We start from the raw sequence: 23,592 nt of genomic DNA, 5'->3' as shown, positions 1-23,592 counted from the left end.
TGAATCAATCCATCATAAATGAAAAAAGCGGGAAACTCCCGCTTTTCTCAAATCTAAATCAATTAGACTTCTTTCACACCCGTCAAATCAACGGAAGCAGCATCAATGTTGACATCAATATAGCTGTCTTTCTTTTTCGATGTTTCACGGCGTTTCGCCTGTAATTCATCTAAATAAGCTTCATCGATACCACCAGCAACATATTTACCATCAAATACCGAGCAATCAAACTCTTGTAAATCTGGCACTTTACTGGTACGCACAGCTGCTTTTAAGTCTTCCAAATCTTGGAAAATTAGACGATCTGCACCAATAATTTCACGAATTTCTTCAACTGTACGCTCAGATGCAATCAACTCTTCTTTTGCTGGCATATCAATTCCATACACGTTTGGATATTTCACCATCGGTGCAGCAGAAGCAAAGAATACTTTTTTCGCACCCGCATCACGTGCCATTTGGATAATTTCATTACACGTAGTACCACGTACAATTGAGTCATCCACCAAAAGTACATTTTTACCTTGGAACTCAAGTTCGACAGGGTTCAACTTTTGACGTACTGATTTTTTACGCAATTGCTGACCCGGCATAATGAAGGTACGGCCAATGTAGCGGTTCTTCATAAAGCCTTCACGAAACTTCACGCCCAGCATATTTGCAAGTTCAAGAGCAGAAGTACGCGAGGTATCTGGAATTGGGATCACGACATCGATATCATGCTCTTCACTCCACTCCGTCAGAATTTTTTGAGCAAGCTTTTCGCCCATTTTTAAACGTGCTTTGTAGACTGAAATGCCATCAATAATCGCATCTGGACGCGCAAAGTAAACATATTCAAAAATACATGGGCGGTATTCAGGCGCTTCAGCACACTGCTTGGTAAACATCTGCCCTTGTGAGTCGATAAAGATCGCTTCACCCGGCGCAATATCACGCTCAACTTTAAAGCCAAGTGCCGTAATAGCGACAGACTCAGATGCAATGATATATTCCATACCAGCATCAGTTTCACGCGAACCGTAAATCAGTGGACGAATACCATTTGGATCACGGAAACCCACTAAGCCATGCCCAGTAAGCATTGCAACCACGGCATAACCACCTTTACAGCGTTCATGTACTTTACTAACTACATGAAAAATGTCGTCTGCTGTAGGCATCAATTTGCCGCGTTTTTGCAACTCATGCGCAAATACGTTTAACAATACTTCTGAGTCTGAATCCGTATTCATATGACGTAAGTCTGTTTTAAACAGGTCGTCATGAATTTCTTCAGCATTGGTTAAGTTACCATTATGCGCCAACGTGATCCCGTAAGGTGAGTTCACATAGAAGGGCTGCGCTTCAGCGCTGCTCGACGAACCCGCTGTAGGATAACGCACATGACCAATACCGTAATTACCTTGTAATGCACGCATATGGCGAGTGTGGAACACATCACGAACCATGCCATTGTCTTTACGTAAAAATAAACGACCTTCGTGGCAGGTTACTATCCCAGCTGCATCTTGCCCACGATGTTGTAACATCGTTAATGCATCAAACAACATTTGGTTAACAGCTGATTTACCAGCTATACCAACTACTCCACACATAGCAACCTCGCAGACAAGCTAGGATTAATAAAAAGGATTATTTGTTGACTCACCCTGTCCCTCAGCATTTTTCGAGGAAATTTTCGGTGAAGAATCTGAAGATACATGTGTATCTTTAGACTTGATATGTGACATCGCCTCGCTTGCAGCCTCTTTAGAAAGCTCCATCGCCCAAGGCGCGTAAGGCAAAAGTGTTTGGACAAACTTGGATTGTCTCCAATATGGAGAGCTTTCAACCCAAGAACCCACACCTTGCATCGTAATCAGAACAATTAACAACCCTTTTAATGAACCAAAAGCACCGCCGGCTAATCGATTCAAAGGCCCGAGTTTTAAACTCTTCAATATGTTATTCAGTAATGCCGTGACAATCCACGTCAAAACTACAATAACCAATACAATAAATGCAAAAGCTGCAATTTTTTGAACCACTGGATCCTCACTGAGCGAGACCATCGAAGGTGCTAGGACGCTTGCAAATTTAGCACCAACAATCAGCGCTAAAATCCATCCTATCAAGTTCGCAAAGGCTTTAACAAATCCTTGACGCAAACCGTTGAGCCCTCCAATGAGCAATACAATCAATATGAAGATATCAATGGCATTCATGTTGTTTTCATTGCAGAGACGCAGTCTTGAATTAAGCTTGGTCCTGTATAGATGAGGCCACTATAAACTTGTACAAGGTTTGCCCCTGCATTTTGTTTTGCAAGCGCCTGCTCACCCGACAAAATCCCACCCACACCAATCAAAGGAATCTGACCGTTTAAAACCTCAGCAAAGGCTTTTAAACACGCTGTACTTTTCTCAAACACAGGCGCACCAGATAAACCACCCGCTTCATCACCAAAAGGTAAGTTTTCCACCCCTTCACGAGACAAAGTCGTATTAGTCACAATCAGACCATCAATTTTAAACTGAAGCAGTTGTTTCGCAATAAATTGAATATCTTCCGCTTCCAAATCCGGCGCAACTTTCAGCACCAAGGGTACATAGTGCTGCTGCTCTTCAGCCAACTCTAACTGACGTTTTTTCAGCGTCTCTAGTAGCTCGGTTAAAGCGTCACCACTTTGCAAACTACGCAGGTTTTTAGTATTTGGAGAAGAAATGTTGACAGTAATATAAGACGCATAGTTATAGACTTTTTCTAAACAAATGAGATAGTCATCTACCGCTTTTTCGACTGGGGTATCCGCATTTTTACCGATATTAATCCCTAAAACACCTTTAAATTTTGCCGCTTTGACGTTTTCAATCAGTTGATCCACGCCATCGTTGTTAAAACCCATACGGTTAATAATGGCTTTAGCTTGTGGGATACGGAATAAACGCGGTAGAGGATTGCCCTGCTGTGGACGCGGAGTAATGGTTCCAATTTCAATAAAACCAAACCCTAGACCTGCCAGTGCGTCAATATAAGCACCATTTTTATCTAGACCAGCAGCCAAACCTACAGGATTGGGGAACTCGATGCCCATACATGTCACCGGTTTAGCCGCTATATTTTGACGCATTAAGCCTAACTTATGCGTTGATTTCAATAGCGATAGTGTTAGCTCATGTGCACGCTCTGGTGCTAAAGTAAACAACAAAGGGCGGGCAAGAGAATACAACATATCTGTAAAAGTCTACTGCTTTTTAAGTCGCCATATTATAGGCATAGCCTCGCTAAAACACCATGCTTCGTCTGGCTTTATTTTTAGCGATTATTTCACGCTAGCTGATAATTTAATCTGCCCTGCGTCTGAGACCAACTCCATTTTTTCAATACTCAAACCATTTTGCGTTAGTTGGGTCAAAAAGTTGGCCAACACCACATAGTTTGCGTGGCTTACCACCAACTGAATTTGTTCAGCATTCTGCTGCGAAGCAACCGATAAGCCTTGCTGCTGTGCAATACGTTGGATCTGCTCCACCGGGGTTAGTTGACCATCTGAGCTCGATTTCATGGTGACTGCATTGCTCTGCATCCATGTCATGGTTTCTTTGAGCTGGTTCACGCGTTTTTGCTGTTTCTCTGCCGCTGCATGGGTATACCAAAGTACAGCCCCTATCGAGCTCACCAATACAAAAACAACCAAGAAAATAGCCAATATACGGTCGCGTGGTGTAAGACGATCAAAATAAGCACTGATCAGCTCTAAACGCTGATCCAAAACAGTTTGTAAATTTTGCATGGCTTTCATTATTGTATTTTCACCATTCCAATTGCCCCACCCGTGGTCGGCTGAATATTGCCTAATTCAACCTGAAAACCTTGTTGATTAAGCTGCTGAGTGAGTATTTGTAAAGCCTCTGCCGAGTTGGCTTTAAGTTGCATATTTAGGCTATTCGCTTCATACACCACCTGATTAGCCACAATTTGCTGTTGCATGAGCACAAGCCCAACGCGACTCAATAAAGACAAAGCTTGAGCATCCGCTTGTTTATTCATATTTAGTTGATATTCAAACTGGCTGCGCAGGGTTTGCTCGCTCACAGGATAATTCGCACCAAACCAATATTTAAATTGGTCGACCGCCTGAGCAGCCACTTGCTCTGCAAGCTTTTTATTTTGATACCAACGGGTCGCATCATAGGTCAATTGCGTCACAATCAATGCAGCCAATACCGCCGCACAGGCTTTCCAATAGCCCGTTGAAACATGTTGCTCTTTCACCTTCGGCAAAAGATTCCATGGATGTTGTTTTGCTCTGGGCAATGCCGTCCATTCATAATGGAAATATTCAAGCTGCTCCTGCGTCACACTAGCGTTTAAGCTATGCATGTATGAAGCACTAAAATTACAAATCTTATATTTTTGATTGGCTACTTGATAATCTAAAAATACAGCAAGATCATCAATTGATCCGCCCAACCAAGCATTAGAGCGAAACAGGAGTCGTTCTTCAATACAACCCAAGATTACCTGTTCTGCGTCAGGTACAGGCAAAATCAGAAAATCAGGCAATAGACTGACCAGCTTCACAGGAATCAAACTCAAGGCATGCTGCAAAGTCTCTAAACGATGCTTTGAAATACCCAAAACAGTGAGTTGCTCAGGCGCTTGAAAGTGATGTAATACTTTCATCTGATCGATTGAGCTCAATACATATTCTTCCAGCAAATACTTCACACCTTCAGCCCCCAACTGCTTGTATTGAGCCTTAGGCATATTTTGCTGAATAATTTGCACATCACGGCTTGGAAAGAAAACTGTTGCTTCCTCACCATGATGCGCTTGTATATCTTGGATCAATTGCTCAAGTGTATGAGCAGATTGCCATCTTTCCCCTATAGACCAGTGCCATGTTCCATCGGCTTCGGGCATCCAAATTTGCAACATGTATTATATTCTGCCGTTTTAATTGGTTTTTATATGCTAGGTATAAATGCTTTTGTCTGTGTCGACAAGCCTTCCGCGATAACCGCTTGCTCATAAATCCGTGCTTCAGCCAAAGCATAAGGATTGAAAGATTCTGTCACCAAAATCGAGGCCATATGTGCAACTACATTCATATGGCACACCACCACAATAGACTCATACGGCAAATGTGATAACCATTCCACAGCTGCTTTTGCATCATCATCTGGCTTAATGGTATTACAGATTACAACAGGTACATCCGCAAAGTGCTGTTTGATGTGTGCCAATGTTTCCTGCGCACGCAGCAATGGGCTAACCACAAAGACATCAGGTTGGATCCGTGACTTTAAAAAGTCAGCAGTTTGCTCTGCCTGTGCATGCCCACGTTCGGTGAGTGGGCGTTTAGTGTCATTCCCCATGATCGGTGGCGCAGCTTCGCCATGACGTACCAAAGTCAGTTGCATAAAAAATCCTTATTCAAATCCTGATTATTTTAATTAATTTTTATGACAATTCAGTCACTCTATCCACTTAAACGCTCATCTTATTTCGGCTTTTAAGTGACTTTAAACCTCATGATGCGGCAAGACAAACTCCACATCACTGCGGTGTCCATTTTTCATTAAGGATAATGCAATTGTCATTGGTGGTGCATTTTCAAAAATAACACTGTATAACGCACTGGTAATCGGCATATACACATCCAACTCTTCAGAACGTGCTTTGACTTGTACAATGGTGTTAATCCCTTCTGCTGTTTGTCCCAATTCAGTGGTTGCCTGCTCCAAGCTCTTGCCTTGCCCCAGTGCAAAACCGACTTGATAGTTGCGACTGAGTGGGCTGCTACACGTTGCAAATAAATCACCGACACCAGACAGCCCTAAGAAGGTCAATGGATTTGCTCCCAATTTCACAGCAAAACGACTCATTTCCGCCAAAGCACGAGTCAAAATCATACTCTTGGTATTTTCACCGACTTTGTATGCAGCAGCCATTCCCATCGCAACCGCATAAATGTTTTTAAGTGCACCGCCGAGTTCTACACCATGCACGTCATCACTGGCGAAAACACGGAACAAGGCACTATGTAAAGCTTGCTGTACCGCATAACGCACCAAGTCAGACTGGCTTGCAATCACTGTTCCCGCTGGTTGTCCTGCCACAATTTCCTTGGCTAAGTTTGGCCCAGATAACACGCCATAAGGCACTTCTGGTAGCTCTGAGCGAATAATATCACTCATAAAACTAAACGTATTCGCTTCAATACCCTTGGTCAAAGACACCACTGCTTGCGAAGTAATAAACGGTTTAATTTGTTTGAGTACATCACGGAAAGAATGACTCGGAATCGCCACCAAAATAATGTCGCGATCACGAACAGCCTCTTCTATATTTGAAACTGCACGTAAACCATCTTCAAGTTTAAAATCGGGCAAATAGCGTTTATTTACGTGCGTCGCATTAATATCAGCCGCAACCGCTTCATCACGAATCCAAATCATGGTATCGCAGCCATTCCGAACCGCGGTATTCGCCATCGCCGTCCCAAAACTACCACCACCCAAAACGGTAATACGTAGTGCCGTTTTTTGATCTACTGCTACAGGTTCAACCAAATCTGAAAACTTTAACTCTGACATTATTTTTATATCCTAAAATGGCACTATTGATTCCAATAACTTACATAATCTTGGGTTTGAATTTCGGCACGTGGCGGAATCGCTTTAACTGCCGTACCAATATATAAAATACCTGAGATCAAATCATCTGCGCTGAGGCCTAAAGCCTGTTTGAAATGCACCGATTCCACCACTGCCCCACTACGCCACATGCTCGAAAAACCTTGAGCTTGTAAGGACAAAATAAAATTCTGAATAGCAGCCCCACTACTTAAAGTCTGCTCAAAATAAGGAACTTTCGGATGCGAATGAAATTTGGTCAGTGCCAAAACCAGTAATGGGGCCCGAAAAGGATGATTTTTAACACGCTCTAATTGTGCTACCTCAGTCTCACCCAAATCTGCCAAGGCTTGTGATAATAACTCACCAAATGCCTCACGTTGATCTTCAGCAATCACGATAAAACGTGTCGGCTTTAAACGATGATGATCTGGTGCAGTCAATGCGGCTTGAAATGCCCGCTCTAATTGTTCTGCATTGGGAGCAGGCTCGACCAAATGGCCAATCGATTGACGTTGATGCATATTCTGGTGAACGATATCTACCGCGAGTTCCGTCATTAGGCTCTTAATCTTTCAAATTAAACAATACGTTTTAGAGTAGCACACTCTGAAAAGTTTGCTCTAGGGCTTCAGTATGAAATACCCAGTTTCGGCAAAACTAATTTTAAAATTTTGAGCATTTTTCAAACTGTTCGATAAGACTGCATTTTTCATACATTTCTTACATGATTCATCCTACAAGCTATGTTCCAATAAACAATGATTTAATAAAACATGACTGGGGTATGAAATGAAAAAGAATATCGCTATTGCTGGAGCAGCAGCACTAACACTACTTCTAAGCGCTTGCGCATCGACACCAAGCAACTCTTTAGCGATCCAAAAAGCTGACAATCAATACGAAGTTACGGGTATTGGTAAAACTGCATTGATTGCAAAAAACAACGCCATTGAAGCAGCAGCTAAAACGTGTGGCTCTAAAGCAACAGCGATTGTGAGTGATGAAAAAACTGAATATCAAGGTGCTTTGAAAGGCGTAGTGAGTGACGAAACTGGAAAAATGATCCAAGCAGCCGCATCTGTACTAGGTTCTATTTCGGGTACAAACTCAGGCATTAACCAAGACAGTGACTATCAAACAGTCCTGACTTTTTCGTGTAAAGCAAAATAAAAATGCCATAAAAAAACCGCTCATCTGAGCGGTTTTTTTACACCAATCACGTCAAACGATTAGCAATAACCTTCTAAACGTGTCAGTGGCAGTTTTTGCCCGATGGCTTTTTCAATTTCTGGTAGATAGAATGCATCATCTTCAGATAAGAAACTGATACTCACACCACGCGTACCAGCACGACCTGTACGACCAATACGGTGCACATAGTCATCCGACTGTTCAGGTAAAGTGAAATTGACCACATGCGACACACCATCCACATGGATACCACGTCCCGCAACATCGGTTGCAATCATGATGTTATGTTGACCATTTTTAAATTGATCTAACATTTTCAAACGTTTGTCTTGTGCAATTTCACCTGATAACATCACCACTTTATAGCCATCACGCTTTAAGTTGTCATAGAGCTTACGCACTTGATCGCGACGATTTGCGAAAATCATCACTTTTTCAATGGGCTCATCACGCAGAATGTCTTGTAGCAATTTATATTTATCAGACTTTGCGACCATGTAGACACGTTGTTCAACGTCTGCATTGGTCTTTTTCTCTGGCTCAATTTCAACAGTTACAGGTTCAAACAACCACTGCTGCGCAAGGTTTAAAACATCGTAACTAAACGTTGCAGAGAACATCAGAGTCTGACGTTGTTCCTTACGCGGTGAGAAACGAACAATACGTTTGACTGAAGGAATAAAGCCCATATCTAATAAGCGATCAGCTTCATCAATCACCAAAAACTCAATCTGGTCGAGCCAAACTTCTTTTTGCTCAACAAAGTCAATCAGACGACCTGGCGTCGCCACCATAATATCGACAGGTTTTTTATCGAGTTGTGCTTTTTGTTTATCAAAGTCAACGCCGCCTAAAAGCGTCACGACATGTAAATCTGAGAATTTTGTGAGTTCTTTCGCATCGCTTTCGATTTGCAGTGCAAGCTCTCGAGTCGGTGCTAAAATCAAGGCACGAGGTTCACCGCGGTAGCGCTGCTCTTGAATTGGATTATTCAGCAAGTCGTTAATCACGCTCACCAAAAATGCCGCTGTTTTACCTGTACCTGTTTGCGCACGACCAATTGCATCGTGTCCCGCCAAAGTGAATTTTAAAACCTTTTGCTGAATAGGCGTCATATCCTTAAAACCTAAAGCATCAATAGCTTGTTTAAGTTGAGGATGTAAATTTAAGGTTTCAAAACCTGATGACATATAAGTGCGCTCTGACGAAAAATCACGAAAATTGATCTGTAGTATAAACAAAAACGCCCCAATTTACATTGGGGCGTTTTAAAGTACGTTCAGACAATTAGTCTAAAGGTTGTACTTCTTCAGCTTGGAAGCCTTTTTGACCTTTTACAACGCTGAATTCAACGCGTTGGCCGTCACGTAGTGAACGGTGGCCGTCGCCTTGGATTGCACGGAAGTGAACGAATACATCGTCGCCGCCATTGCGTTGGATAAAGCCGAAGCCTTTAGTGTCGTTGAACCATTTAACTACGCCTTGTTCACGAGCTGTCATAAGTTAATCCTCATTGTATCTAAAAGAAGGACCACCCGGTGTTGCAAACAGCAGACCAAACAAGGTTTAAAAATATTTATTATTTCTAAGCTTGTAATCATTCTGTATAACTATTAACAAAATCCCGGTTACATCCATTTGTAAAATAGGATTTAAAACAATTTATGGTTGTGTTAAATCCCAGTACGCGACGAGCTTAACATGGGTTAAAAACAATTCATACCCTTTTTTTTGATTAATCGTCTTTTTAATTCAGCATATTTTTTAACTAGTTATTTGTAATTTTAGATATAGCGACTATAGGCCTATAACACATGAAATATTTGGGTTTTGGCACTGAATTTGCTAATATTTCTACCCACCTAAATGTTGTGAAGCCTTACTTAGCTATATGAGTGATATCGAACAAAATACCAACATTATTGATGCAATGGGGCAACCATGTCCTATGCCTCTGTTGTTGCTTAAACGCGCACTTAAGAAGAGTCCGGCGCAGCATTTTCTATTAAAATCGTCTGATCCGCACAGTCAGATCGATATCACGCGTTATTGCGAAATCCATCATTTAACTTGCGTTTTGAAACAAATTAATGAACATGAATTTCACTACTTCATTGAATCTTAATTCTTTTCAATTACACTAAGTCTATTCACATTTGCATAAAAGTTTACATTTCTATACCCAATTTTCCATTATTCAGTGGAAGATTGGATTAAGATAAATTCAATTGTTGGGTAAAAATGAAATCCCTAAGGAGAACACATGAGTGACAGCAGCAATCAATTGATGCCCCTGTCATTATCGGCACCAGGTGTAAACTTGGGCGCTTATATTAGTACTGTCAACCAAATCCCGATTTTGACAGCGGAACAAGAAAAAGAGTTAGCTGAACGCTACTATTATGACCAAGACCTAGATGCCGCTAAACTTTTAGTCATGTCGCATCTGCGTTTTGTGGTTCATATTGCCCGCAGTTATGCAGGCTACGGCTTACCTCAAGGTGACCTCATTCAAGAAGGTAACTTGGGCTTAATGAAAGCCGTTAAACGCTTCGACCCAAACATGGGCGTACGCTTGGTCTCTTTTGCGGTGCACTGGATTAAAGCAGAAATTCACGAATATGTGATTCGTAACTGGCGTATTGTCAAAATTGCGACCACTAAAGCACAGCGTAAACTGTTCTTTAATTTACGTAGTCTAAAAAAATCGTCTAAAAAGCTCACTCTAAAAGAAGCTCAATCGATTGCAAATGACCTCAATGTGACACCTGAACAGGTGTTAGAAATGGAAGGTCGTTTAACTGCTTATGATGCAGCATTTGAAGCTCAGGGCGATGATGACGATGAAGGTTCAACCCATGTTGCACCTGCGCTCTATCTTGAAGATAACCGCTACGACCCAGCGCGTTTGGCTGAAGAAGAAGATTACGAAGAACAAAGTACCAATGCTCTGCATGATGCGATGGAACAACTTGATGATCGTTCACGTAATATTTTACAGCGCCGTTGGTTAGATGATGAAAAATCGACGCTGCACGAACTGGCTGCTGAATATAATGTTTCGGCAGAACGTATTCGTCAGCTTGAAAAAAATGCCATGGAAAAAATTAAAGTGGCGATGTCATCGAACTAAGATGATACCAATACAGAAAAGGGCGAAATGCCCTTTTCTTTTTACTAATAAATGAGGCTTTTTGTCTTTTAACCTTTCTTCAAAATATGCTACTTTGTTGCGCACAGTGATATAAGTAAAGCATTGCATATGTGGATTGCGATTTCAGCGCTGAATTTAGCGTTTGCCGTTATATTAGGTGCCTTTGGCGCACATGGTCTCAAAGCACGTGCTACTGAAGCCCAATTGGCTTGGTGGCAAACTGCAACTGATTACTTTTTTTACCATGCGCTGGGTTTACTGGCGCTCGGCATTTTGGCCAAAGTTATTCCCCAACTTCCCATTAAAACCAGCTTTTTACTGATTCAAGTCGGCATCTTCTTTTTCTGTGGTTCCCTCTATGTCATGGCATTGGGCTTACCGCGTGGCCTAGGTGCGATTACCCCGATTGGTGGGGCATTGATGATTGCAGGTTGGTTGGTTCTGGCATGGAATGCCATGAAATATGCCAAGTAAACAACTAGAGATGAGCACGATGCAGATTTATTTAAACGGCGAACTACAGCATACCGAATGTAAAACTCTGCTTGAGCTAGTGCAAACCTTTGCACTTGAAGGCAAACGTTTTGCTGTTGAGCAAAATGAAAACATTATTAGTAAAAGTAAATTGGAACACACCCCAATTTGTGCAATGGATCGAATTGAAATTATTCATGCCGTCGGTGGCGGTTAATACGGAGTTCACATGCAAGACAGCCCTCTCATCATTGGTTCTAGATCATTTCAATCTCGTCTACTGGTGGGCACAGGTAAATATAAGGACCTGCAAGAAACCGATTTGGCCATTCAAGCCAGTGGCGCAGAAATCGTGACGGTTGCGATTCGTCGCGTCAATATTGGTCAACACCCCGACCAACCAAACTTATTGTCCGTGGTCCCACCTGAAAAATATACCATTCTCCCAAATACAGCAGGCTGCTTTGATGCCAATAGTGCCGTGCGTACCTGTATGTTGGCGCGTGAATTATTAGACGGTCATAACTTGGTCAAGCTTGAAGTATTGGGCGATGAAAAAACGCTATATCCAAACATTACCGAAACATTAAAAGCGGCACGTACCTTGATTGACGATGGTTTTGAAATCATGGTCTATACCTCGGATGACCCAATTGTGGCACAAGAACTTGAAAGCATGGGCTGCGTTGCCATCATGCCTTTAGGCAGTTTGATTGGCTCTGGTTTAGGAATTTTGAATCCACACACGATTTCTATTATTAAAGAAAATGCCAAAGTGCCAGTATTGGTGGATGCAGGTGTGGGAACGGCAAGCGATGCAGCCATTGCCATGGAACTCGGCTGTGATGGCGTGTTGATGAATACCGCGATTGCTGCCGCTCAACACCCGATTTTAATGGCTTCTGCAATGAAAAAAGCAGTTGAAGCGGGTCGAGAGGCGTTCCTCGCAGGTCGTATGCCTCGCAAACGTATGGCCAATGCAAGCTCACCAGAAACAGGTTATTTCTTTAAATAATCTCTTAATCTATTTTAAGCGATAAAAAGGATTCTTCGGAGTCCTTTTTTATTTATTTCGACACTAGGACAACACTTTATGATGACCTAGATTGTAGGGACATTTCGCCACACGCTTTGATACACTCAGCAATATCCACCTTCAAACATCTATAACCATATAAAAATGAGAGGAAACGATGCCCATGCAAAAATGGATCAGACCAACACTCATACTCAACGCCCTATTTTTCATAACACTCACAAGCAATGCTTGGGCCAAAGTAGAGGAAAAACCGACTCTCAAAACAAGCTACCAATCTTTTGTGCCAAAAAACTGGAAGATTTTAGAAAAAGTCCAAAGTGATTTAAACCAAGATGGTCAAGCGGATATTGCCCTGATTATTGAAGACACCAATCCTGAACATATTGTTAAAAATGATCGCTTAGGGAGTGATGTCCTCAATATCAATGAACGAAAGCTTTTGGTTTTATTGAAGCAAACGCATGGTTATCAACTTGCGGCGACTAATACTACTTTGCCGACAGAAGGTGACATAGAGTCCCCTTGCCTCGCTGATCCAATGGGTGAGACTGAAGCGTTAAGCATTCAAAAAGGCGTGCTCAAAATTCATCTGCACTACTGGTTAAGCTGTGGTTCGTGGTATGTGACCAATCACACGTATACTTTCCGATACCAAGACCGTGCATTTAAACTGATTGGTTATGATGTCGATGATTTCCACCGTGCATCAGGCGACATCACGGCGCGAAGTATCAACTTTATGACAGGTAAAGTAAAAATTACGACAGGTGAAAATGAGTTTGCTGAAACAACACAACCTGTCAAAGTTCAATGGACAACACTCAAACAGCGCTACACATTGAAACTCGAACAGGTTCAGTTCAATGAGCCACTAGAGTTTAAATAAACAGAGCGAAGAAAAGCGCTGTCAAACTCATATGCGTAGCTTATTGCGCTTCTAAAATACGAATTTGTACATGAGCAACTGCACCTTCAGTTGCTTGAGCATGCTGCTGTATATTGATACTGTGCATATGTGTTTCTAAATGCTGCATGCTTTCCCATTTTTCATACATCATGATTGAAAACGGTACTTTGGTTTGTAATGCACTCTCAACAGCAGGATGGTCGATATGCACATCATAGAGATGGCAACCGGGCTCTTGTAATACTTGCTCACGGATGTTGTTGAATGAATCAAGAACCGTTGTAAAATCTTGCTCTGAATGACAAATAATTTCAGCAATGACAGTTAACATACTCGCTTCTCCCGATTAAGCAAAAACTTGCGTCAAATGGTCACGGTACTGTGCCATATAGGCTTCAACTTCAGGTGCTTTAATCACATCATTGACAATAAACGTCGGTAAGGTTTGCATCCCCAAGAACTGATTGGCTTTGTGAAAAGGTAAATAAACTCCGTCGACCCCAACCCCATGGAAAAATTGTTCAGCATCATTAAATGCATCCATCGGTGCATTCCATGTCAACGACAGCATATAGTTTTTATCGTGAATCAGACCACCTGAACCATATCTTTTTGAAGCATCTGCACGTGAGCGACCATCATTGGCATACAGACTACCGTGCCCTTCGGTAAAGACATCATCGATATACTTTTTCACAGTCCATGGTGCACCCATCCACCAACCCGGCATTTGGTAAATCACGGTGTCTGCCCACAGAAATTTCTCCACTTCAGCTTTTGCATCATATTCGCTGTCGGCACGGGTCACTTGAACCTGATGTCCTAAGCCTGACAAGACCTCTTGTGCAAGTTGAGTTAAGGTATCGTTTAACTGACCATTCGAGTGTGCAAAAGTTTTCGCACCGTTAACTAATAAAATATTTTTCATGGGAATAGCCTAAAAGCCAAAATCTATGCAGGCACTATAAAGACTCTGTTCTGCGCTAAAAAGTAGTGAGTCTGCAAAATATTATTGACTAAATATCAACAATAAACTTTAAAGTATAAAAAAAGCGCCTTTCGGCGCTTCTGCAATGCATCAGAATTATGGAATTAGACCTTCATCTCGCATTGCAATTTGTACTGACTGACGTTCAGCTACTTTATTACGGATAAAGATAATATTTTTATATGGTGATAAATCATGTTCGATGCCATTTGACCAATTGGTGAGGACAAATAAATATGCATCTGCGGGGCCAAAATTATCATCGACCAAAAAGTCATGATCTGACTCACCAATTTGTTTATCGATATAACTGAGTAAACGATCAATCTCTGCATAGGCTTTTTCTTTGGCAGCAGCATCTAATGGCGCACCAAAGAAAACGGCATAAGCATCGTGCAATTCAGAGTTTAAATAACCTAACCATTCTAAAACTTTGGCACGCCCCAAACCCGATGGCGGAATAAGATCTTGCTTTGGATCATGTTGTGCTAAAAATGGCAAAATGGCTACATTTTCAGTCAGAATCAAACCTGGATTAATTTCTAAAGCGGGGACATATCCTTTTGGATTAATTTCGTAATAATCAGCACCTTTTTCTGTTTTATGTGTTTTTAAATCTACTCGGACTAAATCAAAGTCAACATTAATTTCATTGAGGATAATGTGCGCCGCAAGCGAGCACGCACCCGGTGCATAATAAAGCTTCATATCTGATCCTTGTTATAACTCTATTCTCTGTTTTAAATGGCTTCTAACAAACTTTCAAGTGATCAAAACCTGTAAATTGCAAAAAAGCGTAAACGAAAAATCATTCGTTCGCCTATTGAATATTGTCTAATTCACATTTTTTTTCAAGTACAACGACACTGCAATTTGCAACAGAGTTGTTTTAACATAGCTCCCTTGTCCCTAAAATGAATTTGATCTGTGATTAGCCTTAAAAAAGATGAATGGTTTTCTAACATTCGTACCGATGTTCTAGCAGGTTTAGTGGTAGGACTTGCACTGATTCCCGAATCTATTGCTTTTTCAGCAATTGCAGGTGTAGACCCTCAAGTCGGACTGTATGCCTCCTTTTGTATCGCAGTGAGCATTGCTTTTTTTGGTGGCCGTCCAGCCATGATTTCAGCAGCAACAGGCGCGATGGCCCTACTCATGATCACACTGGTCAAAGAGCATGGCCTACAGTATTTACTGGCGGCAACCATTCTCACTGGGGTCATTCAGATCGTTGCGGGTTATTTTAAAGTCGCCAAACTGATGCGTTTTGTGTCGCAGTCTGTGGTGTATGGTTTTTTAAATGCGCTGGCGATTTTAATTTTCATAGCGCAACTTCCAGAACTCAGCCAAATGAATTACTGGGGCTATACATTTGTTGTACTTGGCCTCGCGGTGATTTATCTGTTTCCCTATCTGCCTAAAGTAGGGAAAGCCATTCCCTCACCGCTTATTTGTATTCTTGTCCTGACCGCTTTGGCGCTGTTTTTAGGCACAGACATGCGTATGGTCAGTGACTTAGGTCATTTCCCCGATACTTTACCTATTTTTCTACTACCTGATATTCCACTAACCCTTGAAACGCTGCAAATTGTCTTCCCTTACGCCATCACATTAGCGACCGTCGGTTTGCTTGAAACAATGATGACCACCACGGTGGTAAATGAAGTTACAGGCACTGAAGGTGACCGTCATCAAGAATGTCGCGGACAAGGCATGGCCAATATTGTGAGCGGTTTTATGGGCGGTATGGCAGGCTGTGCCATGATTGGACAGTCTGTGATTAATGTCAGCTCTGGGGCACGTACTCGGCTTTCAACCTTAGTGGCTGGTGTGTTTTTACTGTGTTTGGTGGTGTTTTTTAAAGACTGGCTGTCTTATATTCCAATGGCAGCTTTGGTTGCCATTATGATCATGGTGGCATTTACAACCTTTCAATGGGACTCGGTTAAAAACTTCTCTAAACATCCGCTACAAAGTAATGTGGTGATGCTCAGTGTCGTGATGATTGTCTTAGCCACACATAATCTTGCCTTGGGTGTCTTTGTCGGAGTTTTACTGTCCGCATTATTTTTCATCAATAAACTGGAAAGTACGGTTCATGTTCAGTCCGAACTGCATAACCATACCCGTCGCTATCTGGTGAGCGGTCAAATTTTCTTTAGCAGTTCAGAGAAATTCTTTCAGTTTTTTGACTTTAACGAACATATTCAGAAGGTTGAAATTGAACTCAGTAATGCACATATTTGGGATATGACTTCAGTCCACATGTTAAATGCGGTAGTTGAAAAGTTTGAAGTCCACGGTGTTGTGGTCGAGGTGTTAGGCTTAAATGAAGCCAGCAGCACCCTCATTGACCGTATCAGCTCATAAAGTTGAAACCATAGACAAAATAAAAGGGCGATGACGCCCTTTTATTATTATCCATAAAGCGGATTAAGACTGATTCTTGCGACGTCTTAAACTGCCATACAAGGCCAAACTAATTAATCCTAATGCAGACCACAGCCCTGTACTTCCGGCATGGGTTTTATCATCATCGTTAACCACTGCATCGTTTAAGTCTAAATCCACAATCACAGGATCATGGTCAGAAGAGCGGTAAGCATCGTCTGCATAGAATGCAGCAATTTGCTCCTCCGTTTTATATTCTTCGTTATAGTCTAGTGCCGTCGGCTCATCCGCATTGATATGCCATGCAAATGCTTTTTTCACCAAAGGATAAAGTGCTGCATCGGCAATCGCATGATCTAGATTTCCTGCACCACCATAACCTTGAGCATTACTGGCTACGCCGAAAACATAGCTATAAGCTGCTTTCCCCTGACCAATTTTTTCATCATTCAACAGTACTTTATAGTTGGCTTGTTCAAGCGCCAAAATTGGATCTTCTTTGGCATAACTGTTCAGATCACCTAACAGTAAGACATTCGGTTTACTTACCTGTGTTGGATTTTTCGCGACCCATTGCATTAACGCTTGTACCGCTTTAACGCGGGTTGGATTCCAGCAACCTTGACCATCGCCCTGATCTGCCTCTATCGAATTTTTATCATCTGGACAGCTACCTTTAGACTTCAAATGGTTCGGAATAACTGTAAAAGTCTTCCCGCCAGATAAGGCTTGAAAAGTTTGTGCCATCGTGACTCGATTTTTCTGGCTCTGGTCATCAAAGACCGCTGCAACATTGATTGGTTTGACCCGCTTAGCATTATAAATAATGGCAACAGCAATCGCATCGGTTCCAAGTTTGTCAGCATTCGGAGGTATCACATATTTCCAGTCGCTTCCAAGCGCTTGGGCTAAAAATGCAACTGCACTACGCTCGCCATAACCATTGTTGGCAATTTCCATCAGACCATAAACATCTGCATCAATCGCTTTTAATGCACTGACAATTTTCTGATGTTGTTTTTTAAACTCAGCTTCGGAACTTGCACCACGTTCCGTCGGAAAACCTTGTGCCAAACCATTGTCATAATTCAGTACGTTAAATGCTGCAACACGAATTTGTTGTGTGGCCTTTGCTGGAACGCTCGTACGTGGGTTTGGCGCGTCTAAGACTTGTGGCGCTGTTGCACCAAGCACAGGTTGAATTCGCCATTGGTTATAACGGTATTCTAAAATACCTTGTACATTTTGCAGTTGTGCACCTGTACGTAGGGTGTTTTTAGCACTAAAGGAAGTTGGCAACCACGGCGTTCTGTTCTGATTGTTATAGCCATCATCCAAAATGAGTTTAGAACGTAAATTCTGTTGTGCCAGTGCTTTGGCCTCGGTTGAATGAGCAGGATATAAATTGGTTGGGATATATAAACGCGCGGGGCTTAAAGCCAACTGACCATAACGCCCATAGTCATAGTTTTCACTTACCGTGAGCGTTTGAGGAATATTGACCAACATGCCTTGATAGCGTTTTGGTACATGGCCTGACATTTCAGTCAAATTATCAAAGGGCAAATTGATCGCCATTGGCTTAACCCAATCTCTCGCCGAAGGATTACAGACATTAATATCACTGCTTAAATCTTGAAGCTGCAGTTGGTTTTGATAGGTTTTTAACTTGCCTTTGAAAATGACTTCCTGCCCGACTTGCCCACCTGTCACGCGACTTGAAGAGGGAACATAGACAAACACCGCATTACTGGTATTGGCTTGGGCTTGAACATCAGGTGTTTGTACAAAGAAACCTGAGAAACCATTGCTATAACGATAATCAGCCGTGATTACGCCTTTCACCACATATTCCTCATCTTGCGCTGCACTTTGCAATGTCGCAATTGGGGTAGCTGTCGTACTACAGCTCACGGTGTTCAATGGTGGTACCACTGTATTTCCAGCAAGATAACTGGAAAAGGCATCTCGATCTGACCACTTTTCCCATGCCGACGCCAAGTCAAATGGTGCGGTAACGTCTATCCCCCTACTAGAAACATTATTGCTTAATAAAGTGCGTTTAAAACTATTCGCTGTTGCAACACCACCCCATCCAGTGCTTGGTCTTTCGCCCACTGTACCAAAGCGGTCAATCGCAACGCCATTATGATAAAGCACCAAAGTGTCGTCACCATTGAAAGCTAAGTTCGCCTGCTGTTGTACCGCATCGCCCAGAGCTTCTTTTAAAGCAGAATGCCCGACCAAGTAATGCCCCTTTGCCGCCAATTGACCTGTCAAATTCACTGTCAAATTTGCACTGGTACTGCCATTTGCGTATTGCTTGATCTGATATTCTGCCAAATTGACTGTCGTCGGGTCTGGATTATAAATTTCCAATCCTTTCTTATTTTTGCTTCCATCTACATACTGACTCAATAAGAGTTGTGCATACGCAGGAAAAGAACAACCCGCCAAAATCAGGCTCAGGCTTAATATCTGTGGCTTAAAATTTTTCATCATTTTTTATCAGTTGGTTAAATCAGCTGGCAGGTTAATTTTTATTCGTTACATCATGATTAATAAATGATGACAATTTCTAGGCTGCGCACACTCAATGGTGCTGAATTTAATAAATTCTGAGTAAAAAATTTGACTTGTCCTGCTCAGGACTTACAATACCGCTTTCGAATTTCTACATCTGCCAAAATTATGACGAATGATCAATTAGACCAGCAAGTCGTCGAGCTAGACAACTTAAATGAACACCGCGAAATTGTGACATTTATGCGTCGTTCATCTCCGCTGAATACCTCGCAACGCACTGCGCTTGAACAATATGGTCACATGATTTTGGAATATCCTGTAGGTGACCTACGTCAGCAGTTTGAACATCCAGAGCGCCCACTCACAGTTGAAATTGGCTTTGGTATGGGACGTTCATTGGTCTTGATGGCACAGGCCAACCCTGAACGTAACTATGTCGGGATTGAAGTGCATGTTCCAGGGATTGCGCAATGTGCGTATGAAGCTGGAATTGCAGGTTTAACTAATCTTCGTCTTTTAGATGCAGATGCCATTCAAGTATTACGTGAAATGCCAGATAACAGCATCAATGCTGTGCAACTGTACTTCCCAGACCCATGGCAGAAAAAACGTCACTTCAAACGTCGTTTCGTATCACATGACCGTATGCCACTGGTTGAGCAAAAGCTAGAAATGGGTGGCACATTCCACGCAGCGACAGACTGGGAACCGTATGCAGAATGGATGATTGATGTACTCGACAACCGTCCAAATCTTGAAAATATGGCAGGTAAAGGTAACAGTTACCCACGTCCAGACTGGCGTCCACAAACTAAATTTGAACGTCGTGGACTCGAAGAAGGTCATAAGATCAACGACTTCTTATTTAAGAAAATTAAATAAATTTTAGATCTTCAAAAAATAGGGCCTAGTGCCCTATTTTTATGCTTAAAATGTTAGAACACATGCCTAATTTCAACCGTTGGATCATGTTCATCCAAACGCTTTGCCAAAATATGTAAACGTCGTGTCGGCACTGCGGGAAACAAATGATGCTCCACATGATAAAACATGTTGTAAGTCACGACTCGTTTAAACTCATTACGCACAGTACGCGCCATATACACATGATCTTCCGTATCATGATGCACCGTCCACACCGCAAAAAATGCTGTCATACATTGTCCAATCAACATGGCACTGACATGGTATTTTAAAATACTGATATCCAAGATCACAAAAACCAAAAACAATACAATGACGTTGCCAACAAGCTCAGCAGACATCCATTTTTTCTGGGTTTTAGTCCCAACCTCAAAGGCTTTTTTATGCAACATCCATGGAAAGACTGGGCCAAAAAGCAAAGCTTGCCACCACTTCATGGTTGCACTTTTCGCTTCAATATCTTCGTCCTGCATACAGTGCTGATGGTGGCGGAGGTGATTAATTTGTACCGCATGCATCGAGCCGAGCATGACGATGCTCAAAACAAACATCACCCAATGGGTCGCAGGTCGGCTAATGCCTAAGGCAAAATGAAAGGCGTTATGCACCTGTCTGAGCCCTGTTAAGAAAAACATAAATGAGCAAAACAGCGCCAAGACATACCACTGTAAGCTTGCAAAAATGAAAGAGACGATCAACCATGGCAAAGAGATAAATAATTCACTAATAACATCGGTACGGCCTAAATGAACGAGATCTTTCCACTGCACTTGTTCTAATAATGAATGTGAACGCATATACCCTCTATTTGTTTGTATTTATTTTAAGCAACACTGTACCGAATCTTAGGGCATAAAAAAAGCCACGTTTTCAGTGGCTTTGCTTGTTCTTTGTGACTCACTTCTTCGTTTATTATATTGAATGTCAACTGTGACGTTGACTGATCTGCTGACTCATTAAGGCATACACTTCAGCAAGATCCGCTCGTTGATCTTGCGCAAGCATCTGTTGATGCATCTGTAAAATATTCTGATCTTGACGCATCGCAGGGCCAGTTTGCATCTGCTTCGGATCATTCTGTGTCGCTTTCTGCGCAGTTTCTAAGATCAAGGGGTATAGCAGACTAAAATCGACCTGCTCTGCATCCACCACTTGTTTCGCCATGTCATAACAATAATTACTAAAATTACAGGCAAAAACGGCCGCTAAATGCAAACTTAGACGCTGCGCAGAGCTGTAGCTATACACGCGTTGGCTCAGGCTTTCTGCCAGTGTATGTAGTCTTTGAAGATCCGTATTTTCAGTGGCTTCTACAAACAACGGTGTATTTGACCAATCAATTTCACGTTCTAAGCTAAAGGTCTGTAAGGGATAAAAAACTCCTGCACGTGCATGTTTCGTCGACAAAACTGAAAGAGCTGTACTCCCTGAAGTATGTACAATCAACACATTCGGCAGATATTCAGTCAATGCCGAAATCACACTCGGAATAGACTGATCACTTACTGCAATCATCACCAAATCAACATCAGCATTTAACTGCTGAAAATGACTGACCGCCTTTGCATGTGCGACTTGCGCCAAATCCGCAGCTTTGTCGAAGCTTCGGCTATAAATATTGACGATTTCATGCTGAGACATCAGGGCTTTGGCCAAATGATGAGCCACCCGCCCCGCTCCAATTAAACTGATCCGCATCTTCATTTCACTATTTTAAAGTGCCTACAGCATGCCAATAAAAAAAGGATGAAGCAATTCATCCTTTTTTATTAAATTGACACTGACCAACTAAAACTTACGCAGGGTCAAAATCTGTTCACTACGACCAAATGGGCCTTGCTCATCGTGCAAAACCGCACTGGTTAAGCCAATACCATCATCACCATATTGCTGAGTCGCTTCCAAACCTAACCATTTCCCTTGAGGTAAACGGTATAAATGCAGTTGTAGATCTAAATTGGGAAAGCCCCATCCAGATGCTGGATTTTGACGTGGCACAATACCGTTGGCTGTATCCACCATACCCAATAAGCGCACAAAACTTGATGTTTTCTGAGCTTCCACCATGTCCAAATCATTATGTAACCAGACAATGCCTTTACCAGCACGGTGCCCTTCTGCCGCACGTGTCTCAATACTCTGAATATAACCACCCGGCCAACATTTCATCCCATCCCATACTGGCAAAGTTTCAGGATGTACAATCGATTGATCTTCTAGCCCTGCAATTGCACTGGTATCTTGCTTCATCATTTTCCAAGCACGGGCCACAATACAAGTCTTCCCGTTTGCCTGCATTTCTGCCTCGATCAGTTCAATGGTTTTTCCAGCACGAATGACACGGGTATGCACGGTAAACTCACCAAAAGCAATCAGTCCAAAAATATCTAAACTCACGCGTCCAATGCGCATCTCATCGCGTGGTTGAAACTGCTCTAACTCCGCACATAAAACCCCTGTTGCAGGTGCCATGTGCTGTTCATGCGGGTTCCATGCGCCTTGTGCATGAATATTGGAAAGATAAGACGCCGTACAGCTCCCATCACTGTGCTGTTCACGATTTAAAAGTTGATAATAGGCTGCCATGTGTATTCCTTCATTCTTATCTTTAAAATGTATTTTTTCACTGTTATTGGTTTTTACTTTTGTGCAAAAAAACCATAATAATTCAACAGTTGACTATAAGCTCGTACTTCATGAAATCCAACTTTAGTCAGAAGCTCTTGCATCTGGCTGGCCGAAACCAAATAAAAATCTTGTTGCAGGCGCTCAATCATTTTTTCACTCTGTCCCACCGTCAAACCATTGCTCTGACATAAGGTTTGTAAAATATTGAGTTCAGTGTCATCACTAGAGCTCATCAGGTCATAGCTCAGTAAAATAGCTTGTGTTTTAAGACAGCGTAAAATATCGGCAAAGAAGAATGGCTTTGCTTCAAGTGGAATAAAATGCGCCACCAATATGGCTAAAGCGGCATCAAACTGTGCACTTTCCTGTAATGCCGTCGTATCACCATGCACAAAGTGAACCCGTGCTAAATCACTATGGGTCTCGCTCAATAACTGCTGCGCTTTTTCAATCATGGTCAAAGATGGGTCAACAGCGGTAAAACTCCACGTCGGATGCTGCGCCAACAAATATGAAAGCTCATAACCTGTACCACACCCCACAATCAATACGTGCGCATGTTTTGGTAGATGTGTTTTTAAAATGGCTTGAATTTGCAGATGAACCAACTCATAACCTGGAATGAGCTTACGAATATGTTGATCATAACCATCCACTACAGTTTGACTCTGAAAGTCTTTCGCCATTTTATTGTTCACTCATCTACTTTTAATCGTCGCCCTAAATCTACACATTCATGACCGC

27 protein-coding genes are annotated in these 23,592 nt (G+C 42.1%); 9 read left to right on the top strand and 18 right to left on the bottom strand.

Annotation, left to right across the window (positions count from 1 at the left end; translation table 11 throughout):
• Nucleotides 1–62 precede the first annotated feature (62 nt).
• The 8 genes from purF to AC0KVP_RS05585 form a co-directional block, all read right to left on the bottom strand.
• Entirely contained in the window at nucleotides 63–1,598 is a 1,536-nt protein-coding gene (purF, locus tag AC0KVP_RS05620) for an amidophosphoribosyltransferase (RefSeq protein WP_004696272.1), read from the bottom strand.
• 24 nt (nucleotides 1,599–1,622) lie between these two features.
• Nucleotides 1,623–2,207: a CvpA family protein gene (locus AC0KVP_RS05615; RefSeq protein WP_004696270.1), complete on the bottom strand. Its 585-nt coding sequence runs from the start codon at nucleotides 2,205–2,207 to the stop codon at nucleotides 1,623–1,625.
• On the bottom strand, nucleotides 2,204–3,214 hold the full coding sequence (locus tag AC0KVP_RS05610; protein WP_473339548.1) for a quinone-dependent dihydroorotate dehydrogenase: 1,011 nt from the start codon (nucleotides 3,212–3,214) through the stop codon (nucleotides 2,204–2,206). Before AC0KVP_RS05610 ends, AC0KVP_RS05615 begins: the two co-directional genes overlap by 4 nt.
• Before the next feature lie 90 nt (nucleotides 3,215–3,304).
• Nucleotides 3,305–3,784: a type II secretion system protein GspM gene (gene gspM / locus AC0KVP_RS05605; RefSeq protein WP_473339547.1), complete on the bottom strand. Its 480-nt coding sequence runs from the start codon at nucleotides 3,782–3,784 to the stop codon at nucleotides 3,305–3,307.
• On the bottom strand, nucleotides 3,784–4,923 hold the full coding sequence (gspL, locus tag AC0KVP_RS05600) for a type II secretion system protein GspL (RefSeq protein ID WP_473339544.1): 1,140 nt from the start codon (nucleotides 4,921–4,923) through the stop codon (nucleotides 3,784–3,786). Before gspL ends, gspM begins: the two co-directional genes overlap by 1 nt.
• Nucleotides 4,924–4,952: 29 nt before the next feature.
• On the bottom strand, nucleotides 4,953–5,408 hold the full coding sequence (locus AC0KVP_RS05595) for a phosphoglycerate mutase family protein (protein WP_005400615.1): 456 nt from the start codon (nucleotides 5,406–5,408) through the stop codon (nucleotides 4,953–4,955).
• Nucleotides 5,409–5,510: 102 nt separating this feature from the next.
• Nucleotides 5,511–6,584, bottom strand: a complete 1,074-nt coding sequence (locus tag AC0KVP_RS05590; RefSeq protein ID WP_004982230.1) for an NAD(P)H-dependent glycerol-3-phosphate dehydrogenase — start codon at nucleotides 6,582–6,584, stop codon at nucleotides 5,511–5,513.
• Between the two features lie 23 nt (nucleotides 6,585–6,607).
• The gene (locus AC0KVP_RS05585; protein ID WP_473339540.1) at nucleotides 6,608–7,183 is read right to left on the bottom strand and encodes a nitroreductase family protein; all 576 of its coding nucleotides are present in this window, start codon (nucleotides 7,181–7,183) and stop codon (nucleotides 6,608–6,610) included.
• Nucleotides 7,184–7,415: 232 nt separating this feature from the next.
• On the opposite strand from AC0KVP_RS05585, the gene AC0KVP_RS05580 reads away from it, so the two are divergent.
• Nucleotides 7,416–7,796, top strand: a complete 381-nt coding sequence (locus tag AC0KVP_RS05580; RefSeq protein WP_078388929.1) for a hypothetical protein — start codon at nucleotides 7,416–7,418, stop codon at nucleotides 7,794–7,796.
• 59 nt (nucleotides 7,797–7,855) lie between these two features.
• Here AC0KVP_RS05580 and rhlB read toward each other — a convergent pair whose 3' ends face one another.
• Both rhlB and AC0KVP_RS05570 read right to left on the bottom strand, forming a co-directional pair.
• Nucleotides 7,856–9,007 (bottom strand): ATP-dependent RNA helicase RhlB, encoded by a 1,152-nt coding sequence (rhlB, locus tag AC0KVP_RS05575; RefSeq protein ID WP_473339539.1) that lies wholly within the window; start codon nucleotides 9,005–9,007, stop codon nucleotides 7,856–7,858.
• 97 nt (nucleotides 9,008–9,104) lie between these two features.
• Complete coding sequence (locus tag AC0KVP_RS05570; protein WP_004648643.1) at nucleotides 9,105–9,317, bottom strand: cold-shock protein; 213 nt, start codon at nucleotides 9,315–9,317, stop codon at nucleotides 9,105–9,107.
• Nucleotides 9,318–9,708: 391 nt separating this feature from the next.
• Between AC0KVP_RS05570 and AC0KVP_RS05565 the strand changes: the two genes are divergently transcribed.
• From AC0KVP_RS05565 to AC0KVP_RS05540, 6 genes are all read left to right on the top strand, one after another.
• Nucleotides 9,709–9,942 carry a sulfurtransferase TusA family protein gene (locus AC0KVP_RS05565; protein ID WP_004696251.1) on the top strand — a complete coding sequence of 78 codons (234 nt, stop codon included), beginning with the start codon at nucleotides 9,709–9,711 and terminating at the stop codon, nucleotides 9,940–9,942.
• A 138-nt stretch (nucleotides 9,943–10,080) separates the two neighbouring features.
• Nucleotides 10,081–10,950 (top strand): RNA polymerase sigma factor RpoH, encoded by an 870-nt coding sequence (gene rpoH, locus AC0KVP_RS05560; protein ID WP_004982243.1) that lies wholly within the window; start codon nucleotides 10,081–10,083, stop codon nucleotides 10,948–10,950.
• A gap of 129 nt (nucleotides 10,951–11,079) precedes the next feature.
• Entirely contained in the window at nucleotides 11,080–11,445 is a 366-nt protein-coding gene (locus AC0KVP_RS05555) for a DUF423 domain-containing protein (protein WP_004982244.1), read from the top strand.
• Between the two features lie 19 nt (nucleotides 11,446–11,464).
• Nucleotides 11,465–11,662 (top strand): sulfur carrier protein ThiS, encoded by a 198-nt coding sequence (gene thiS / locus AC0KVP_RS05550; protein ID WP_078388931.1) that lies wholly within the window; start codon nucleotides 11,465–11,467, stop codon nucleotides 11,660–11,662.
• Nucleotides 11,663–11,674: 12 nt separating this feature from the next.
• Nucleotides 11,675–12,460, top strand: coding sequence for a thiazole synthase (locus AC0KVP_RS05545; protein WP_005400610.1), 786 nt, complete (start codon nucleotides 11,675–11,677; stop codon nucleotides 12,458–12,460).
• 184 nt (nucleotides 12,461–12,644) lie between these two features.
• A complete protein-coding gene (locus tag AC0KVP_RS05540) occupies nucleotides 12,645–13,370 on the top strand; it encodes a hypothetical protein (RefSeq protein ID WP_473339537.1) in 726 nt (241 codons plus the stop codon).
• A 40-nt stretch (nucleotides 13,371–13,410) separates the two neighbouring features.
• Here the strand turns inward: AC0KVP_RS05540 and AC0KVP_RS05535 are convergent, their stop codons facing one another.
• The 3 genes from AC0KVP_RS05535 to AC0KVP_RS05525 form a co-directional block, all read right to left on the bottom strand.
• Nucleotides 13,411–13,722 (bottom strand): putative quinol monooxygenase, encoded by a 312-nt coding sequence (locus AC0KVP_RS05535; RefSeq protein ID WP_473339535.1) that lies wholly within the window; start codon nucleotides 13,720–13,722, stop codon nucleotides 13,411–13,413.
• A 15-nt stretch (nucleotides 13,723–13,737) separates the two neighbouring features.
• Nucleotides 13,738–14,319 (bottom strand): NAD(P)H-dependent oxidoreductase, encoded by a 582-nt coding sequence (locus AC0KVP_RS05530; RefSeq protein ID WP_473339534.1) that lies wholly within the window; start codon nucleotides 14,317–14,319, stop codon nucleotides 13,738–13,740.
• A 156-nt stretch (nucleotides 14,320–14,475) separates the two neighbouring features.
• Nucleotides 14,476–15,087 carry a glutathione binding-like protein gene (locus AC0KVP_RS05525; RefSeq protein ID WP_473339532.1) on the bottom strand — a complete coding sequence of 204 codons (612 nt, stop codon included), beginning with the start codon at nucleotides 15,085–15,087 and terminating at the stop codon, nucleotides 14,476–14,478.
• Nucleotides 15,088–15,306: 219 nt separating this feature from the next.
• On the opposite strand from AC0KVP_RS05525, the gene AC0KVP_RS05520 reads away from it, so the two are divergent.
• Nucleotides 15,307–16,749 (top strand): SulP family inorganic anion transporter, encoded by a 1,443-nt coding sequence (locus tag AC0KVP_RS05520; RefSeq protein WP_473339531.1) that lies wholly within the window; start codon nucleotides 15,307–15,309, stop codon nucleotides 16,747–16,749.
• Between the two features lie 63 nt (nucleotides 16,750–16,812).
• Here AC0KVP_RS05520 and AC0KVP_RS05515 read toward each other — a convergent pair whose 3' ends face one another.
• The gene (locus tag AC0KVP_RS05515; protein ID WP_473340429.1) at nucleotides 16,813–19,269 is read right to left on the bottom strand and encodes an ExeM/NucH family extracellular endonuclease; all 2,457 of its coding nucleotides are present in this window, start codon (nucleotides 19,267–19,269) and stop codon (nucleotides 16,813–16,815) included.
• Nucleotides 19,270–19,461: 192 nt separating this feature from the next.
• Between AC0KVP_RS05515 and trmB the strand changes: the two genes are divergently transcribed.
• Nucleotides 19,462–20,178 carry a tRNA (guanosine(46)-N7)-methyltransferase TrmB gene (gene trmB, locus AC0KVP_RS05510; protein ID WP_473339529.1) on the top strand — a complete coding sequence of 239 codons (717 nt, stop codon included), beginning with the start codon at nucleotides 19,462–19,464 and terminating at the stop codon, nucleotides 20,176–20,178.
• 53 nt (nucleotides 20,179–20,231) lie between these two features.
• Here trmB and AC0KVP_RS05505 read toward each other — a convergent pair whose 3' ends face one another.
• From AC0KVP_RS05505 to AC0KVP_RS05490, 4 genes are all read right to left on the bottom strand, one after another.
• Nucleotides 20,232–21,017 carry a fatty acid desaturase family protein gene (locus tag AC0KVP_RS05505; protein WP_473339528.1) on the bottom strand — a complete coding sequence of 262 codons (786 nt, stop codon included), beginning with the start codon at nucleotides 21,015–21,017 and terminating at the stop codon, nucleotides 20,232–20,234.
• 127 nt (nucleotides 21,018–21,144) lie between these two features.
• Nucleotides 21,145–21,918, bottom strand: a complete 774-nt coding sequence (locus tag AC0KVP_RS05500) for a Rossmann-like and DUF2520 domain-containing protein (RefSeq protein WP_473339527.1) — start codon at nucleotides 21,916–21,918, stop codon at nucleotides 21,145–21,147.
• 90 nt (nucleotides 21,919–22,008) lie between these two features.
• Nucleotides 22,009–22,806 carry a thioesterase family protein gene (locus AC0KVP_RS05495; RefSeq protein WP_087012169.1) on the bottom strand — a complete coding sequence of 266 codons (798 nt, stop codon included), beginning with the start codon at nucleotides 22,804–22,806 and terminating at the stop codon, nucleotides 22,009–22,011.
• Nucleotides 22,807–22,859: 53 nt separating this feature from the next.
• Nucleotides 22,860–23,534 carry a class I SAM-dependent methyltransferase gene (locus AC0KVP_RS05490; RefSeq protein WP_473339526.1) on the bottom strand — a complete coding sequence of 225 codons (675 nt, stop codon included), beginning with the start codon at nucleotides 23,532–23,534 and terminating at the stop codon, nucleotides 22,860–22,862.
• Nucleotides 23,535–23,592: the final 58 nt, after the last annotated feature.

The organism is Acinetobacter sp. DL27, assembly GCF_055810995.1.
This window is presented reverse-complemented; position numbering and strand designations above follow the sequence as displayed.

What these genes read in the sequence shown, in the direction of transcription:
- purF (WP_004696272.1), bottom strand. Translation starts at nt 1,598, where the DNA reads ATGTGTGGAGTAGTTGGTATAGCTGGTAAATCAGCTGTTAACCAAATG.
- AC0KVP_RS05615 (WP_004696270.1), bottom strand. Translation starts at nt 2,207, where the DNA reads ATGAATGCCATTGATATCTTCATATTGATTGTATTGCTCATTGGAGGG.
- AC0KVP_RS05610 (WP_473339548.1), bottom strand. Translation starts at nt 3,214, where the DNA reads ATGTTGTATTCTCTTGCCCGCCCTTTGTTGTTTACTTTAGCACCAGAG.
- gspM (WP_473339547.1), bottom strand. Translation starts at nt 3,784, where the DNA reads ATGAAAGCCATGCAAAATTTACAAACTGTTTTGGATCAGCGTTTAGAG.
- gspL (WP_473339544.1), bottom strand. Translation starts at nt 4,923, where the DNA reads ATGTTGCAAATTTGGATGCCCGAAGCCGATGGAACATGGCACTGGTCT.
- AC0KVP_RS05595 (WP_005400615.1), bottom strand. Translation starts at nt 5,408, where the DNA reads ATGCAACTGACTTTGGTACGTCATGGCGAAGCTGCGCCACCGATCATG.
- AC0KVP_RS05590 (WP_004982230.1), bottom strand. Translation starts at nt 6,584, where the DNA reads ATGTCAGAGTTAAAGTTTTCAGATTTGGTTGAACCTGTAGCAGTAGAT.
- AC0KVP_RS05585 (WP_473339540.1), bottom strand. Translation starts at nt 7,183, where the DNA reads ATGACGGAACTCGCGGTAGATATCGTTCACCAGAATATGCATCAACGT.
- AC0KVP_RS05580 (WP_078388929.1), top strand. Translation starts at nt 7,416, where the DNA reads ATGAAAAAGAATATCGCTATTGCTGGAGCAGCAGCACTAACACTACTT.
- rhlB (WP_473339539.1), bottom strand. Translation starts at nt 9,007, where the DNA reads ATGTCATCAGGTTTTGAAACCTTAAATTTACATCCTCAACTTAAACAA.
- AC0KVP_RS05570 (WP_004648643.1), bottom strand. Translation starts at nt 9,317, where the DNA reads ATGACAGCTCGTGAACAAGGCGTAGTTAAATGGTTCAACGACACTAAA.
- AC0KVP_RS05565 (WP_004696251.1), top strand. Translation starts at nt 9,709, where the DNA reads ATGAGTGATATCGAACAAAATACCAACATTATTGATGCAATGGGGCAA.
- rpoH (WP_004982243.1), top strand. Translation starts at nt 10,081, where the DNA reads ATGAGTGACAGCAGCAATCAATTGATGCCCCTGTCATTATCGGCACCA.
- AC0KVP_RS05555 (WP_004982244.1), top strand. Translation starts at nt 11,080, where the DNA reads ATGTGGATTGCGATTTCAGCGCTGAATTTAGCGTTTGCCGTTATATTA.
- thiS (WP_078388931.1), top strand. Translation starts at nt 11,465, where the DNA reads ATGCAGATTTATTTAAACGGCGAACTACAGCATACCGAATGTAAAACT.
- AC0KVP_RS05545 (WP_005400610.1), top strand. Translation starts at nt 11,675, where the DNA reads ATGCAAGACAGCCCTCTCATCATTGGTTCTAGATCATTTCAATCTCGT.
- AC0KVP_RS05540 (WP_473339537.1), top strand. Translation starts at nt 12,645, where the DNA reads ATGCAAAAATGGATCAGACCAACACTCATACTCAACGCCCTATTTTTC.
- AC0KVP_RS05535 (WP_473339535.1), bottom strand. Translation starts at nt 13,722, where the DNA reads ATGTTAACTGTCATTGCTGAAATTATTTGTCATTCAGAGCAAGATTTT.
- AC0KVP_RS05530 (WP_473339534.1), bottom strand. Translation starts at nt 14,319, where the DNA reads ATGAAAAATATTTTATTAGTTAACGGTGCGAAAACTTTTGCACACTCG.
- AC0KVP_RS05525 (WP_473339532.1), bottom strand. Translation starts at nt 15,087, where the DNA reads ATGAAGCTTTATTATGCACCGGGTGCGTGCTCGCTTGCGGCGCACATT.
- AC0KVP_RS05515 (WP_473340429.1), bottom strand. Translation starts at nt 19,269, where the DNA reads ATGAAAAATTTTAAGCCACAGATATTAAGCCTGAGCCTGATTTTGGCG.
- trmB (WP_473339529.1), top strand. Translation starts at nt 19,462, where the DNA reads ATGACGAATGATCAATTAGACCAGCAAGTCGTCGAGCTAGACAACTTA.
- AC0KVP_RS05505 (WP_473339528.1), bottom strand. Translation starts at nt 21,017, where the DNA reads ATGCGTTCACATTCATTATTAGAACAAGTGCAGTGGAAAGATCTCGTT.
- AC0KVP_RS05500 (WP_473339527.1), bottom strand. Translation starts at nt 21,918, where the DNA reads ATGCGGATCAGTTTAATTGGAGCGGGGCGGGTGGCTCATCATTTGGCC.
- AC0KVP_RS05495 (WP_087012169.1), bottom strand. Translation starts at nt 22,806, where the DNA reads ATGGCAGCCTATTATCAACTTTTAAATCGTGAACAGCACAGTGATGGG.
- AC0KVP_RS05490 (WP_473339526.1), bottom strand. Translation starts at nt 23,534, where the DNA reads ATGGCGAAAGACTTTCAGAGTCAAACTGTAGTGGATGGTTATGATCAA.